This window comes from Nesterenkonia sp. PF2B19 (genome assembly GCF_001758425.2).
Lineage (GTDB): Bacteria > Actinomycetota > Actinomycetes > Actinomycetales > Micrococcaceae > Nesterenkonia > Nesterenkonia aethiopica.
Window position 1 is genome coordinate 1 of record NZ_MDSS02000078.1, and the last position, 14759, is coordinate 14759.

The following is a 14759-nucleotide window of genomic DNA, read 5'->3' on the forward strand; positions in this document are numbered from 1 at the left end:
CCACGGCCCACGCCGTCACGGCCTCACCGTCCCGGGCCCCGCGCGCGCGGCCGGGTGGACCATCGGCCTCTCGGCAGCGCTGCTGGTCTCCGTCCTGGTCTGCGTGGGCATCGGTCCCGCACCGATCGCCCCGGCCACGGTCGCCGGGGTGATCGCCCACCAGCTCGGCCTGCCCGTGACGCCCACGTGGACGGACGCCCAGGAGGCGATCGTGTGGACGATGCGCGTGCCGCGTGTGCTGCTCGGTGCCGCTGTCGGGGCCGGTCTGGCGCTGTGCGGAGCCGCCCTGCAGGCCATGGTCCGCAACGTCCTGGCTGATCCCTACATCCTCGGCATCTCCGGAGGCGCGTCCACCGGGGCCGCCGGAGCCATCCTCTTCGGTTTCGGCGCCGGCGCCGGGCAGCAGGCGCTGCCGCTGAGCGCCTTCCTCGGAGCCATGGCCGCCTCCCTGCTGGTCCTCGTCGTCGCCCGGTCCCAGGGTCAGGTGACCTCGCTGCGCCTGCTGCTCGCGGGTGTGGCCGTCGGCTATGCCCTCTCGGCCACCACCAGCTTCCTGATCTTCGCCTCAGACGATGCCGAGGGCTCCCGGACGGTCATGTTCTGGCTGCTGGGCTCCCTCTCCCTGGCGCGCTGGGACCCGTTCCTGCTGCTGGTGCTCGCCCTGGTGGGCGCCAGTGCGATGGTGCTGATGCTCTGGTCCCGGCGGCTCGACGCCCTCGCCCACGGCGACGAGACCGCTCGGGCTCTGGGAGTCCGCCCGACGCAGGCCCGCGTCCAGGTCCTCACGGTCGTCTCCCTGGGCACCGGGGCGATGGTGGCCGCCGCCGGGGCGATCGGCTTCGTCGGGCTGGTTGTGCCGCATCTGGGCCGCCGCCTGGTCGGCGCCGTCCACGCGCGGCTGCTCCCCGTGGTCGCCCTCCTCGGCGCAGTGCTGCTGATCTGGGCCGATGCCCTGTCCCGCGTCCTCATGCAGCCCCGGGAGCTGCCCATCGGGATCGTCACCGCCCTGGTGGGCGCGCCCTTCCTGCTCCTGCTGATCCGCCGCATGCACGCCCGGACCTCCTGACCGGATCCACCCCTCGGAAGGACTCCCATGACTCCCGGACCCCGCCAGCCCCACTCCGCTGCCCCAGCAGCGCCGGCCGCCCTCGCGGCGCTGTCGGTGCTGTCGGCGCTGGCGGTGCTGGCCCTCAGCGGATGCGCGGACGAGGGCACCGCCGCGGAGCCAGAGCGTCGGCGACGCGGTGACCGTGACCGACTGCGGCCGCGAGGTGGCCTTCGAGGCCGCTCCCGAGCGGGTCATCCTTCTGGAGACCGCCCCGGTGACCATCCTGGACGGCCTGGGAGTGATGGACCGCGTCGTCGCCCGGGCCGGGGACTTCCCCGCGGGGTACTACTCTGCGGAGCTGGCACGGCAGATCCAGGACATCCCCTCGCTCTCAGAGGATCTGGACGCCTCCGGGCATCTCATGCTCTCCCAGGAGGAGGTCGTCGCCCAGGAGCCGGACCTCGCCCTGGGGCTGCCCGACGGCGTCACCCGGGACGGGCTCCGCGACGCCGGCATCGCGGTGCTGGAGCAGGAGCTGCACTGCCCGAACCACGGCACGGACGCAGACTTCGAGACCCTCTGGGCGGAGATCGACCGGCTGGGCACCGTGTTCCGCGCCCCGGAGGAGGCCACCACGCTGATCGACGAGCTGCAGGACCGGGTCGCCGCCGTCGAGACCAGCGACGCCGTCCGGCAGGAGTCGCGCACCGCCGCCGTGCTGTACCCATCGGTCGGCGGCGGGCCCGTCTACGCCTACGGCACCGGATCCATGGCCCAGCCGCAGCTCGAGGCGGCCGGGCTGGAGAACGTGTTCGCCGACGTCTCCGAGCGGGTCTTCGAGGTCCAGACCGAGGAGCTGGTGGACCGGGACCCGGAGGTTCTGATCCTGCTGCACCAAGGAGAGCCCGACGGCGTCGCCGAGGCTGTGACCTCCCTGCCCGGCGCGGAGACGGTGCGAGCCGTGGAGGACGGGTCGATCATCGTGCAGCGGTTCAACTTCACCGAACCGGCGTCGCCGCTGACGGTGGAGGGCCTGGAACGGATCACCGAGGAACTGCATGCCGACCGCTGACCCGCCTCCGGTCCTGCACACCTTCGGCCTCGACTGCGCCGTCGGCGCCGGGCGCGGCAGGCGCGTGATCCTCCGCGACGTCGCCCTCACGGTCGCCGCCGGGGAGGTGGTGGGGCTCATCGGCCCCAACGGCGGCGGAAAGACCACGCTGCTGCGGACGCTCAGCGGGGCGCTGCCCCCGGCCCGCGGGCAGGTGCTGCTGCACGGGCGCCCCCTCCACCGACTCACCGCCCGACAGACCGCCCGGGAGGTCGCTCTGGTGGCCCAGGAGCCCTCGGGAGAGCTGGCGCTCAGCGTGGCCGAGACGGTGCTGCTGGGACGCACCCCACACCTGGGTATGCTCCAGCGCCAAAGCCGCCACGATGAGGAGATCGCCGAGCGTGCCCTGAGAGAGGTGGGAGTGCACCACCTGGCCCTGCAGGAGGTCAGCAGCCTCTCCGGCGGCGAGCGGCAGCGGGTGATGATAGCCCGCGCACTGGCGCAGGAGGCCACCTGCCTGCTGCTGGACGAGCCCACCAACCACCTCGACATCGGGTTCCAGCACCAGGTGCTGCAGCTGCTGCGCGGACTGCGCATCACCACGGTGGTGGTGCTCCACGATCTCAACCTCGCCGCCCGCTACTGCGACCGGCTCCTGCTGCTCCACGACGGCGGCGTGCGCGCCTCCGGGCGGCCGGACGACGTGCTCGCCCCCGACCTGCTGGACGAGGTCTACGGCGTCGGAGCCGACCCGGTGGCGGCCTCCGACGGCACCGCCCAGCTGCTGTTCCGCCGCGAGGCGAGACCGCCCAGCACCCCGAAGGAGCACCGCCCATGAGCGTCCAGGACGCCCTGGACGACCACTGGACCCGGTGGGCCCCGACGATGAGGCGCAGCAGCAGAGCCGGCTGAGCAACCCCCAGGAGACCGGAGCCTGGGGTCGCGTCTGGTGTCCCGCACTCCCTTCGACCCCGGCGCGCGTCCTCGACGTCGGCACCGGCACCGCCCCGGCCCGTGGAGCGCGCCGCCGCTGGCTGAGGCCGAGGACATCTCCGTCATCGCCGAGAGCGCATCGCGCGGGCGGGGTTCAGCGACGTCATCGTGGAGGAGCTGCCGGAGATCATGGAGCGGGAGAGGTGCCGCGACAACCAGAGCAGCGACCGAGCAGCGTGGAGCGCTGAAGGTCCAGGCGGAAGCCGACTCTCCCCTCCAGCACGGCCGCGAGCTCCTCGAGCTCCTGGCGGGGCAGCGCCGTCACGGCGTCGCAGCGGTCGCAGTGACCATGCAGATGCGAGGCCGAGGCCAGATGGTAGGCCGCCGCACCTCCCGGCAGCTGCCGGACCGAGACCAGCCCCAGGGCGGAGAAGACCTCCAAGGTCCGGTACACGGTGGTGCGGTGGACTCCTCGGGCCGCCAGCAGGCTGGCCAGCTCGTCGGCGCTGAGATGCTCGTGACGCCCCGCCAGCACCTCCAGCACCGCCCGCCGGGCGGCGGTGAGCCGCTCACCGGCCTGGCGCAGCCGACCCAGCGCCTCCTCGACCAGCCGCCGCTGCCGCCGTCGTGCAGGACGTCGTGCAGGACGTCGTGTGCGTGCTCGACCGCGGCGGGCCGGGTGCGGGCCGGGGCAGCCGCTCATCGGTCGCCCGCCGGTGCCCGCAGTGCGTCCAGCAGAGGCTCGGCGGCCAGCTGCGGCGTCGGCGACGTCCCGGACCTCCGGCCCCACCTGACGGTCCAACGCCACCCAGGAGGACGCGGAGTCCAGATGGCACAGGGCGGCGACGAGCCCTGCACGCTCCTGCGCGCCGACCCACGGTGTCTCCTGGCGGATCAGCTCGTCGAGCCGAGCGGCGTCCGGGGCCGTGCCCAGGCCGGCGTCGCCCCGTGTGGCGGCCTCCGCCGCCAGATGGGCGAGCTCAGGGCGGCGCGCGTAGGCCTCCATGGACTCCCGCACGATCAGCGGCAGGTCGAAGATCGACTCGGCCGACCGGCGGGTGAAGACCGCATGCTCCAACCAAGAGGCGGCCGCCAGCTGCAGCTCGCCCCGGGTCCCGTAGTGCCGGAACACCGTGCGCTCCCCCATCCCGGCGCGCCGGGCCACCAGCCGGAAGGAGACGTCGTCGGAGCCTAGCTCCTCCACCAGCTCGGCGAAGGCCGAGAGGATCCTCGCCTGCGTGCGGCTCAGGCCCAGACTCTCCGCAGGATCCTGCCCAGCGGTCACCGGTGCGCCTCCTGAGTTCGGCTTCCCTCTCCTGCGCCCGCGCCCCGCCCGAGGGCGACCTCCGCCGTGTCCACCGCCGTGTCCGCCGCCGTGTCCCGGGCAGCGTCGAACCTGCCGGTGAGCCGCTCCGCGGACTGGCGGAACGCCGCGGTGACGGCCGCGGCGTCCATGGCGAAGCCGGCGCGGCAACGGGCCCAGAACTGGGCCGAGGAGAAGTGCACGAGCCTCCGGTGAGCCGGGCGACGTCCCGACGTCCGAGCCGGGGCAGCTCGCCGGTGACCATGGTCGCCACTGCCTCGGAGAAGAAGCTGGGATGGACCGGTCCCACCGGGGAGACCACCTCGGCGCGCGCCACCACCAGGGCATGCCCCGGTGCGGCGTCGAAGGCTGAGAATCGGCGCTCCGCCGCGCGGAGGAACTCCTCCCAGGTGAGGAAGGTCGGCACCGGGAAGGTCCCGTCCTCCAACGCCCGAGCGACGGCGGTCAGCAGATGCCCCTGCGTGGGGAAATGCCGGTAGACGGTGCGTTCGGAGACGCCGACGGCCTCGGCCAGCCGGCTGTAGGGCACGTCGTCGAACGGAGCCAGCGGCATCGTCTCGGCGGCGCAGGCCACGATGGCCTCCGCCGTCTGCGGCTGTGCGCCCATCCTGCCCGCTCTCATCTCATCACCGCCCCACCCCGGGCCTGCCTGTCCACCATCTGCGGCGTCCCCCGCGTCTCCCACGCGGCGCCGCCGTGGCGGACCCGCCGTCGGCCGGCAGCACATAGCGGTCGGCATCGGCGAGGATCAGCGCCAGCGAGGAGATGTGCTGGGTCTCCCCGAAGGGCCCGGGTTCCGCTGAGGCCAGCATATCGGGGCGTTCGAAGGTGTATCCGGTGACGTGGCAGCGCAACCGCGCCGCCGACGGGCTGCCCTGGTCGTCGATCAGCGGCAGGTCGATGCCGTCCCAGCGGCGCCGCAGATACCACTGTCCCCGGGTCAGGGCCGCGACGGTGGGCGTCACGACGGCGGCCACCAGGATCGCCACGCCCACGGCGAAGGGCCGCAGAGCCTCTCCGAAGACGCCGAAGAACGTCAGCAGCGACAGCAGCGAGGCCGCGCCCACCGAGACCAGACCCACGGGGTTCCAGTCATGCAGCATGCCCCGACGATGCTCCGGCACCACCGGGGAGATGCCCAGAAGACGCTTGTTCACGGCGATGTCCACCGCCACGGTGACGAGCCAGGCCATCACCACGTTGGCGTACAGGCTCAGCACGAAGGACATCAGCGCGAAGACGTCCATGACCATCAGACCGTAGGCCGCCGAGAGGTTGACCAGCACGAACGGTGTCCGGCCCGGATACCGTCTGGTGAGGCGCGTGCAGGCGTTCAGGCAGGCCAGCGAGCCCGAGTAGCCGTTGGTCACGTTGATCTTCACCTGAGCCACCACCACCAGCGTCATCGCCAGCACGACGGCCAGCCAGTCCGGCATGAGCCGCTCGTAGAGGCCCAGGATCTGCACCACCGGCTCCGCGGCACGGCCGCCGAGGGTGGGATCCACGCGCGCAAGCACATAGACCGCCAGGAAGACGCCGATCATCTGCTTCGCGCCGCTGAACGCCACCCAGCCGGGCCCAGCCAGCAGCACCGAGGCCCACCAGCGCCCGCGGTTCGCCCGCGTGCGCGGCGGCATGAACCGCAGGTAGTCGAGCTGTTCGGCCAGCTGCGGAGCCAGCGCGAAGCACACGGCGGCGCAGGCGACGACGGCTCCCAGCTCGACCATGCCCTCCCCCGCGCCGTCGAAGGCCAGGAAGGACTCCACGACGTCGGGATCGGTGAGCACCACCCAGACCAGCGGAACCAGCGCCAGCACGAGCCACAGCGGGGTGGTCCACCGCTGGAGTCGTTCCAGGGCCCGCATGCCGAAGATGACGATGGGGATCACCACCAGGGTGGAGAGCAGATACCCCACCGGCAGCGCGACGCCCAGCCCGACGTGCAGCGCCTGGGCCATGATCGCCCCCTCCAGGGCGAAGAAGAGACAGGTGAACCCGGCGAAGATCAGCGTGGTGATGACCGAGCCGCGGTAGCCGAAGCCGCAGCCGCGGGTCAGCAGGTCGATGTCCAGGTTGTAGCGGGCCGCATACACGCTGATCGGCAGGCCCACCAGGAAGATGATCACCGAAGCCAGCAGGATCCCCAGCACGGCGTTGAGCGTCCCATGCTCCATCCCGATGCTGGCCCCGATGGAGAAGTCGGCCAGGAAGGCGATGGATCCCAGCGCGGTGCCGCCCACGGCCAGGGTGCTCCAGCGGCGGAAGCTGCGGGGGACGTAGCGGAAGGCGTAGTCCTCCAGGCTGTCCTCCGCCGCGCGCCGTGCCCGCTCTGCCGCCGTCATCGTCTGAGCCGTCTCGTCAGGGGCGCTCAGATGGCCATCGCCTGGCGGACCGCGTCCTGGGCTCCGGCTCCGCCCGCTCCGGCGCTGGTGACCCGTCCGGCCGCCAGGACGGTGTACCGCTGAGCGGCATGCAGCGCGAAGTCGATGTGCTGGACGGCCAGCAGCACGCTGAGTCCCTCGTCGGCGGAGAGGCTGAGGATGGTGTGCTCGATCTCGGCCACCACGGAGGGCTGGATGCCCTCGGTGGGCTCGTCCAGGATGAGCAGCTTCGGCTCCGTGATGAGCGCACGCGCGATGGCCAGCTGCTGGCGCTGGCCGCCCGAGAGCAGCCCCGCCTTGCGGTCGATGACCTCCGTCAGGGCAGGGAACCGTCCCAGGGCCTGGTCCACCAGTGCGGCGCGTCGCGCGCCGCGGCGCCGGTCGGCGACCACCTGCAGGTTCTCCCGTGTGGTGAGCTGCTCGAAGGACTGCTGGCCCTGCGGCACATACGCCATGCCGCGGGCCACCCGGGCGCTGGGCGGCAGAGCGGTGACGTCCTCGCCGTCGAACAGCACCGTGCCGCCGGTGGGGCGGATCAGCCCGATCGCGGTGCGCAGCATGGTGGTCTTCCCTGCACCGTTGTGACCCAGGACCGCGGCGATCCCCTGCGGGGCTCCGTGGAGGCTGACGTCGTGGAGCACCCGGGTGGCGTCATAGCCGGCGTCGACGTGCTGGAGCTCAAGCATGGACGAGCTCCTCCTCCGGCTGGGCGGCGGTGCCGAGGTAGACCTCCTGGACCCGGGGGTCCTCCTGGACCTCGGTCACCGAACCCTGGGAGAGCACCTGCCCCTGATGCAGCACGGTGACCCGGGAGGCGAAGGTGCGCATGAACTCCATGTCATGCTCCACCACGACGACGGCGCGTCCCCGCTTGACGCGGTGCAGCAGCTCTCCGGTGGCCACCCGCTCGTCATGGCTCATCCCGGCCACCGGCTCGTCGAGCATGAGGGCCTGGGCATCCTGGACCAGCAGCATGCCGATCTCCAACCACTGCTTCTGCCCGTGGGAGAGCGTGCCTGCCGCGGCGTCCTGCAGCTCGGTCAGCCCGGTGTCCCGCAGGGCCTGCTCGACACGGGGCTCCACGCTGCGGCGCATGCCCAGCAGAGCGGGCCAGCGACGGTGGAGCCCCGCCGCGATGTCCAAGTTCTGCACCACCGTGAGCTGCTCGAAGACGCTGGCGGTCTGGAAGGTGCGGCCCACTCCCCGCCGTGCGGTCGCCTGCACGGACCGGCCGAGCAGCTCCGTGCCACCCATCGTCACCGATCCGGAGCCTCGCACCAGCCCGGTGATGGCGTCCACACAGGTGGTCTTGCCGGCGCCGTTGGGGCCGATGAGGAAGTGCACCTCGTCGTCCGCGGCGTCGAAGGAGACCCCTCCGACGGCGGTGAAGGCTCCGAAGCGGACCCTGAGATCTCGGATGCTGAGCGCGGTCATGGCCGGTCTCCCTCCTGGACCGTCAGGTCCGGCTGGGTTGGATGGTCTGCACGATCTGAATGGCCGGGCTGATCCGGCTGATCCGGCAGATCCCGCAGATCGGGCTGGCCGGAGTCGTGGGGGTGGTCGCTGCCAGGTCCGCCGTCGCGGGGTCGGAACCGGGTGAGGATCGAGGCGACCCCGCCGGGCAGGATCGCGATGACCAGCACCAGCAGCAGCCCCTGGAGGTACGACCACCCGGACGGGAAGGTCTCGGCGAGTGAGGACTCCGCCCACGCGACGGCCAGAGCGCCGATCACCGGGCCGAACAGCGTGGCCCGCCCGCCGATGGCCACACCGATGACGAACGCGATGGACGGCACCACGCCGATCTCCGCCGGGGAGATGATCCCCACCAGCGGGACGAACAGCGCCCCGCCGATGCTGGCCATCACGGCCGCCGTCGCGAAGGCCGCCGTCTTGATCAGCGCCGGGTTGTACCCCAGGAACCGGACCCGTTCCTCGGCGTCGCGGGTGGCCACCAGCAGCTCGCCGAAGCGGCTGCGCATCATCCACCAGGCGATCGCCACCAGGAGGATGAGCACGGCGGCCGCCAGCAGGTAGATCGCCCTCCGGTTAGCCGGGTCGTAGAGGGAGAAGCCCAGGAAGGACTGGAATCCGGAGAGCCCGTTGGACCCGTTGAGGGTGGCCTGCTGACCCACCAGCAGCACGGCGAAGGCGAAGACCATCGCCTGGTTGAGGATCGCGAAGTAGGCCCCCTTGACCCGACGGGTGAACACCGAGAGTCCCAGCACGACGGCGACGACCGCGGGCAGCAGCAGAATCGCGGCGACGGTGAACAGCCCGCTGCGGAACGGCTCCCACCACCACGGCACGTCCGCGCCGAAGGTCAGCATGAACTGTGGCGCCGCCAGGCCCTGGAGCTCGGCGTCGGCCAGCTGCATGTGCATGGCCATCGCATAGGCCCCCAGTCCGAAGAAGACACCCTGGCCGAGGGTCAGCATGCCGCCGCGGCCCCAGGCCAGCCCGATGCCGACGGCCACGATGGCGTAGCAGATGAACCGGCCGAGCTGGTTGAGCCGGAAATCGGTCAGCAGCATCGGGGCCAGCACCAGCAGTCCCAGGGCCAACAGCCCGAGCCCGATCATGGCATGCCTCGGTCCGGGGACCTCGGGGCCGCCGGTGAGACGCCTCAGCCCGGCCAGCAGCGCCTTTCCGGTCGGCAGCGCCTTTCCGGTCGGCAGCGTCCTGCCGGTGCCGCGGGCCGATGCCGAGGCGCGCTGTGGAGTGCGGGGCGCGGCGTCGGGGGTGGGGCGGGATGTGCCGCCGGTGGCGGTGATGCTCATGCGAGGCTCCTTGTCCGCACGGAGAACAGCCCTTGGGGGCGGATCTGCAAGAAGGCGACGACGATCACCAGGACCAGGAACTTGGCGATGCTGGCCGTGGTGCCGACCTCGATGAAGGCCTGCAGGATCCCGAGGCTGAAGGCCGCGATGACCGCTCCCTTGATCCTGCCGATGCCGCCGGCCACGACGACCAGGAAGGCGTCGACGATGTAGCTGGTGCCCAGCGTGGGGCTGGTGGACCCGATCAGGGTGATCGTCACTCCCGCGACGCCGGCCAGGCCGGAGCCGATGAAGAACGTCAGCCGGTCGGTGCTGCGTGTGGAGATCCCGGAGGTCTCCGCCAGGTTCCGGTTCAGCACCACCGCGCGGATCCTGCGCCCCAGCGCGGTGTGGGTCATGAGCAGCGAGAGTCCGGCGACGACGGCGACGACCAGACCCAGGATGAAGATCCGCGACGTCGGCACGGCCGTGCCGAGGATCTCCACGCTGCCCTGCAGCCAGGACGGGGTGCGCACGTCGACGGCGGGGGCGCCGAAGACGTCCCGGGCGAGCTGCTGCAGGATGATGCCCACCCCGAAGGTGGCCAGCAGCGTGTCCAGGGGACGGTGGTACATGTGACGGATCAGCAGCTGCTCCAGCAGGACCCCCAGCAGACCTCCCACCAGGAAGGCCGTCGGGATCGCCACCAGCAGGGAGATCCCGGCGTGCCCCAGGACGCTCTGCACCACGTAGGCCGTGTAGGCGCCCACCATGATGAACTCGCCGTGAGCCATGTTGATGACGCCCATCTGCCCGAAGGTCAGCGCCAGACCCACCGCGGCCAGCAGAAGGATGGACCCCACACTGACCCCGGCGACGAGCTGGGAGAGGATCATGTCCACGACGAGGTCCCCCTCGCCCAGGGTCGGGGGCGCCCGGGCGGAACCCGGCGCGGGTCTCGCAGCTCACTCATCCCCGGACCCCTGATCCTCAGACCCCTGATCCTCAGGTTCCTCGTCCCCTGCCTCCTCAGCCTCCTCCTCGTCGGCCCAGGAGTAGGTCTCCAGGAACGGGTCGGGCTCGGTGAGCTCTCCCTCCCAGATCGTCTCGATCAGCCCGTCCTCGGTGATCCGGCCGATCCTCGGGGTCTTGGTCACGTGCTGGGTCTCCCCGTCCACCGTCACGGTCCCCTCGGGCGCGTCGAAGGAGATGCCGTCGGCGGCTTCGCGGATCGCGGGGACGTCGAAGGATCCTGCCTCCTCGACCATGGCCGCCCAGAGGTGGAGGCTCGTGTAGGCGGACTGCATGACGTCCGAGGTCACTCGGGTCTCTCCGTACTCGTCCTGGAAGGCCTCTACGAAGGCCTCGTTCTCCGGGCTCTGGAGCGTCTGGTAGTAGTTCCAGGAGTCAGCTGACCCTCGACGTTGGCAGCACCGATGCCGTCGATCTCCTCCTCGGCGATGGACACCGAGAGCACCGGCATGGTCTCGGCGTCCAGGCCCAGGGAGTTGTACTGGCGGAAGAACGCCACATTGGAGTCGCCGTTGAGCGTGTTGAACACGGCGTCGGCGTCTGAAGAGGCGACCTGGTTGGCGATGGTGGTGAAGTCGGTGGACCCCAACGGCGTGTAGTCCTCCCCGAGGATCTCGACGTCGTGCTCCTCGGCCCATTGCCGGATGATCATGTTCGCGGTCCGAGGGAACACATAGTCGGAGCCGACCAGGTACAGGGACTCCACGCCCTCCTCCTGCAGGAGGTAGTCCAGCGCCGGAATGATCTGCTGGTTCGTGGTCGCCCCGGTGTAGAAGATGTTCTCAGACGCTTCGAGGCCCTCATACTGGGTGGGGTAGAACAGCAGCGCGTCGTGACCCTCGAAGACCGGGCGCATGGCCTGCCGGGAGGCGGAGGTCCATCCGCCGAAGACGGCGGCGACACACTCCTGGGCGACGAGCCGCTCGGCCCGCTCGGCGAAGGTCGCCGGCTCGGATGCGCCGTCCTCTTCCACGATGTCGAGCTGTTTGCCCAGCACGCCGCCGTCGGCGTTGATCTCCTCGGCGGCCAGATGCAGGACGTCGTTGACCGTGGTCTCGCTGATCGCCATCGTCCCGGACAGGGAGTTGATGAAGCCGATCGTGATCTCCTCACCGTCCACGTCCACGCAGGACTCGACGGCGGCGGCCTCCTCCCCGGCCCGGGCGCCGCAGGCGGAGAGCAGCAGCACGCCGACCGCGCCCAGCGCGGCAGTGGCTCTCAGGGATCGATTGCGATGCTGGTGGTGATCGCCCATCTGGATGGTCAGCTCCTCATTCGGATGCGAGTGGGTGACCGCGCCGTGACGCGGTGGAACCAGCCTCTGGGAGTGGCATTACTCTGACGTTGCTCGGATATTTCTCTTCTGTAAAAGATTCCTGACGCATCGCCTGCTCCCCTCTCCGCACATCCCCTGATATGACGGCGAACAATGGGCTTCACTGGGTTCTCACCATCTTCAGACAGGGATGGTGGAGGAGATTTTTCCCTCACCCCTGAAACATCTTCATGGCAGACTTCTGACACCGGCATCCTCCGGGGTCTGACTCCCGACGATGCCAGGGACGCACGGTATGCACGGGACGACGAGAGGGACCACGGTGCACTTCACTCCCGCAGATCAGGAGAAGCTCCTGCTGGCCACCGCGGCCATGGTGGCTCGAGACCGCCGCGACCGCGGGGTCCGGCTGAACCTGCCCGAGTCGGTCGCGCTGCTGTCCTCCTGGGTGATCGAAGGCGCCCGCGAGGGACGGACCGTCGCCGACCTCATGGAGGCCGGCCGCCACGTGCTCACCCGCGGCGAGGTCATGGACGGCGTCCCCGAGGCCCTGACCGACATCCAGGTGGAGACGACCTTCCCCGACGGCCGGAAGCTCGTCACCCTCCACCACCCGATCGACTGAGGAAGGCCCACCCCATGGCAGGAGCATCATCGTCCGGCCCCGGAGCGATCCGGGTGCGGCCGGGCACCCTCGAGCTCAACGCAGACCGCGGCGCCCAGGAGCGCATCACGCTGGTCTTCACCAACACCGGAGACCGCCCCATCCAGATCGGCTCCCACCTGCACCTTCCCGACGCGAACCCTGCCCTCGAGTTCGACCGTGAGGCGGCCGCAGGCCATCGCCTCGATGTGCCGGCCGGGGCCTCGCAGCGTTTCGAACCCGGTGCCTCCCGGGAGCTCGCCGCCGTCGCACTCAAGGGCCGGCGGCATGTGGCCGGCCTGCAGATCCGTCCGGAAGGAGACGCCTGATGGTCAGCATCGACCGAGCCGCCTACGCCGCCATGTTCGGGCCCACGGTGGGCGACCAGATCCGCCTGGCCGACACCGACCTGTGGATCGAAGTGGAGCAGGACCACACTGTCGGCGGCGAGGAGGCGGTCTTCGGCGGCGGGAAGTCCATCCGCGAGTCCATGGCGCAGAGCGTGGTCAGCCGGGCCGACGGCGCCCTGGACACCGTCATCACCAACGCGATCATCCTCGACTGGTGGGGAGTCGTGCGGGCCGACATCGGCATCCGGGACGGACGCATCGTCGGCATCGGGCACGCCGGGAACCCGGACATCTCCGACGGCATCTCCCCCGAGCTCATCATCGGGCCCTCCACCGACGTCATCTCCGGGGAGGGAAAGATCGTCACCGCCGGGGCGATCGACTCGCATGTGCATCTGATCTCGCCCTCGCAGATCCATGAGGCGCTGGCCACCGGGATCACCACCGTGGTGGGCGGCGGCACCGGTCCCTCCGAGGGCTCCAAGGCCACCACCGTCACCCCGGGGCCGTGGCATCTGCGGCAGATCCACCGGGCCCTGGACGCGCTGCCGGTGAACGTGCTGCTGCTGGGCAAGGGCAACACGGTCTCCCGGGACGGCCTGGACGAGCAGGCGCTCGGCGGGGCGGCGGGCTTCAAGGTCCATGAGGACTGGGGCTCCACCCCGGCGGCCGTCGACGCCGCACTGAGCGCCGCGGACCGCTGGGGCCTGCAGGTGGCCCTGCATTCGGACTCCCTCAACGAGGCCGGCTTCGTGGAGTCCACGATCCGCGCGATCGACGGACGCTCCATCCACGCCTTCCACATCGAGGGCGCCGGCGGCGGGCACGCCCCCGACATCCTGACCCTGGCCGGCCTGCCGCACATCATCCCCGGCTCCACCAACCCGACGCTGCCGCACACCGTGAACACCGTGGCGGAACACCTGGACATGCTCATGGTGTGCCACCACCTGAACCCGTCGGTCCCGGAGGACCTGGCGTTCGCCGAATCCCGCATCCGCGGGACCACGATCGCCGCGGAGGACATCCTCCATGACATGGGTGCGCTGTCCATCACCTCCTCGGACGCCCAGGCCATGGGCCGCATCGGAGAGGTCATCACCCGCACCTGGCAGGTGGCCCACGCCATGAAGCACCGCCTGGGTCCTCTGGGCGGCGGGCTGCCGGCGGACAATGAGCGCGCCCGCCGGTACGTCGCCAAGTACACCGTCAACCCGGCCATCGCCCATGGGATCTCCCACGACGTCGGCTCGGTGGCCGTCGGGCGTCTGGCGGACCTGGTCGTGTGGGACCCCCGGTACTTCGGGGTCCGCCCCTCGGTGGTCGTGAAGGCCGGCTCGATCGTCTGGGGCGCCCTGGGGGACCCCAACGCGTCCATCCCCACGCCGCAGCCGGTGCTGCAGCGCCCCACGTTCGGTGAGCTGGCCGGCGCCGACCACGCCGTGACCTATGTGGCCCCGGGAGCCGTGGATGACGGCGTCGAACAGCGGCTGGGTCTGCGCCGGACCGTCCGGCCTGTGCACCCTACCCGGGAGGTCGGCAAGGCGGACCTGAAGAACAACACCGCTCTGCCGGACATCCGCGTGGAGCCGGACACCTTCGAGATCTCCATCGACGGCGATCCCGTGGAGCCGGCGCCCGCCCAGGAGCTCCCGATGGCTCAGCTCTACTCGATGTTCTGAGGGCGATCTGATGTCCCTGTCTCCCCTCACCGCCGCGCCGTCGTCTGGACCCGCAGCTGCGCCGTCGGACGCCGGCGTCGTCGCGCTGCTGCTGGCCGATGCGCGCCTGCCCTCGGGCGGGCATGTGAACTCCGCCGGGCTGGAGCCTGCGCTCATGGCCGGGCTGTCGCGCTCCGAGGTGCCCCAGTTCCTGCAGGTGCGCGCCCGGACCGCCGCCCTGGTGGACGCGGCGACCGCCGTGGTGACCAGCCGCAGCCTGTTCGCCGCGGGCTCGGAGACG

At 71.0% G+C, this 14759-nt stretch carries 13 protein-coding genes and 3 pseudogenes; 7 read left to right on the forward strand and 9 right to left on the reverse strand.

Annotated elements, in window-relative coordinates:
- The 3 genes from BCY76_RS15865 to BCY76_RS15875 all read left to right on the forward strand — a co-directional run.
- The coding region (locus BCY76_RS15865) for a FecCD family ABC transporter permease (RefSeq protein ID WP_442935367.1) at nucleotides 1-1066 on the forward strand (1066 nt) is incomplete at its 5' end.
- Between the two features lie 178 nt (nucleotides 1067-1244).
- On the forward strand, nucleotides 1245-2120 hold the full coding sequence (locus tag BCY76_RS15870) for an ABC transporter substrate-binding protein (protein WP_237090225.1): 876 nt from the start codon (nucleotides 1245-1247) through the stop codon (nucleotides 2118-2120).
- Entirely contained in the window at nucleotides 2107-2937 is an 831-nt protein-coding gene (locus BCY76_RS15875; RefSeq protein WP_083277367.1) for an ABC transporter ATP-binding protein, read from the forward strand. The genes BCY76_RS15870 and BCY76_RS15875 overlap by 14 nt, the downstream gene beginning before the upstream one ends.
- Before the next feature lie 282 nt (nucleotides 2938-3219).
- Here the strand turns inward: BCY76_RS15875 and BCY76_RS19675 are convergent, their stop codons facing one another.
- The 9 genes and pseudogenes from BCY76_RS19675 to urtA all read right to left on the reverse strand — a co-directional run bounded on the left by BCY76_RS19675 (nucleotide 3220) and on the right by urtA (nucleotide 11783).
- Nucleotides 3220-4317 carry a transcriptional repressor gene (locus BCY76_RS19675; RefSeq protein ID WP_237090226.1) on the reverse strand — a complete coding sequence of 366 codons (1098 nt, stop codon included), beginning with the start codon at nucleotides 4315-4317 and terminating at the stop codon, nucleotides 3220-3222.
- Entirely contained in the window at nucleotides 4314-4538 is a 225-nt protein-coding gene (locus BCY76_RS19680; RefSeq protein WP_237090227.1) for a hypothetical protein, read from the reverse strand. The genes BCY76_RS19675 and BCY76_RS19680 overlap by 4 nt, the downstream gene beginning before the upstream one ends.
- Before the next feature lie 266 nt (nucleotides 4539-4804).
- Nucleotides 4805-5095, reverse strand: a pseudogene (locus BCY76_RS20845) (TetR family transcriptional regulator); the annotation flags it as partial.
- Nucleotides 4983-6698, reverse strand: a complete 1716-nt coding sequence (locus BCY76_RS15895) for a purine-cytosine permease family protein (protein ID WP_237090228.1) — start codon at nucleotides 6696-6698, stop codon at nucleotides 4983-4985. The pseudogene BCY76_RS20845 and the gene BCY76_RS15895, both read right to left, overlap by 113 nt.
- A 26-nt stretch (nucleotides 6699-6724) precedes the next feature.
- On the reverse strand, nucleotides 6725-7423 hold the full coding sequence (locus BCY76_RS15900; RefSeq protein ID WP_085437906.1) for an ATP-binding cassette domain-containing protein: 699 nt from the start codon (nucleotides 7421-7423) through the stop codon (nucleotides 6725-6727).
- Nucleotides 7416-8171, reverse strand: coding sequence for an urea ABC transporter ATP-binding protein UrtD (gene urtD / locus BCY76_RS15905; protein WP_070158524.1), 756 nt, complete (start codon nucleotides 8169-8171; stop codon nucleotides 7416-7418). The genes BCY76_RS15900 and urtD overlap by 8 nt, the downstream gene beginning before the upstream one ends.
- A complete protein-coding gene (gene urtC, locus BCY76_RS15910; RefSeq protein ID WP_070158525.1) occupies nucleotides 8168-9517 on the reverse strand; it encodes an urea ABC transporter permease subunit UrtC in 1350 nt (449 codons plus the stop codon). Before urtC ends, urtD begins: the two co-directional genes overlap by 4 nt.
- Complete coding sequence (urtB, locus tag BCY76_RS15915; RefSeq protein WP_237090229.1) at nucleotides 9514-10392, reverse strand: urea ABC transporter permease subunit UrtB; 879 nt, start codon at nucleotides 10390-10392, stop codon at nucleotides 9514-9516. The genes urtC and urtB overlap by 4 nt, the downstream gene beginning before the upstream one ends.
- Before the next feature lie 69 nt (nucleotides 10393-10461).
- Nucleotides 10462-11783 (reverse strand): annotated as a pseudogene (gene urtA, locus BCY76_RS19690) (urea ABC transporter substrate-binding protein).
- Between the two features lie 316 nt (nucleotides 11784-12099).
- Between urtA and BCY76_RS15925 the strand changes: the two are divergent.
- The 4 genes and pseudogenes from BCY76_RS15925 to BCY76_RS15940 form a co-directional block, all read left to right on the forward strand.
- A complete protein-coding gene (locus tag BCY76_RS15925; protein ID WP_083277221.1) occupies nucleotides 12100-12429 on the forward strand; it encodes an urease subunit gamma in 330 nt (109 codons plus the stop codon).
- A 14-nt stretch (nucleotides 12430-12443) separates the two neighbouring features.
- The gene (gene ureB / locus BCY76_RS15930) at nucleotides 12444-12776 is read left to right on the forward strand and encodes an urease subunit beta (RefSeq protein WP_070158527.1); all 333 of its coding nucleotides are present in this window, start codon (nucleotides 12444-12446) and stop codon (nucleotides 12774-12776) included.
- The gene (locus tag BCY76_RS15935; protein ID WP_070158528.1) at nucleotides 12776-14479 is read left to right on the forward strand and encodes an urease subunit alpha; all 1704 of its coding nucleotides are present in this window, start codon (nucleotides 12776-12778) and stop codon (nucleotides 14477-14479) included. Before ureB ends, BCY76_RS15935 begins: the two co-directional genes overlap by 1 nt.
- A gap of 10 nt (nucleotides 14480-14489) precedes the next feature.
- Nucleotides 14490-14759: pseudogene (locus BCY76_RS15940) on the forward strand (hypothetical protein); the annotation flags it as partial.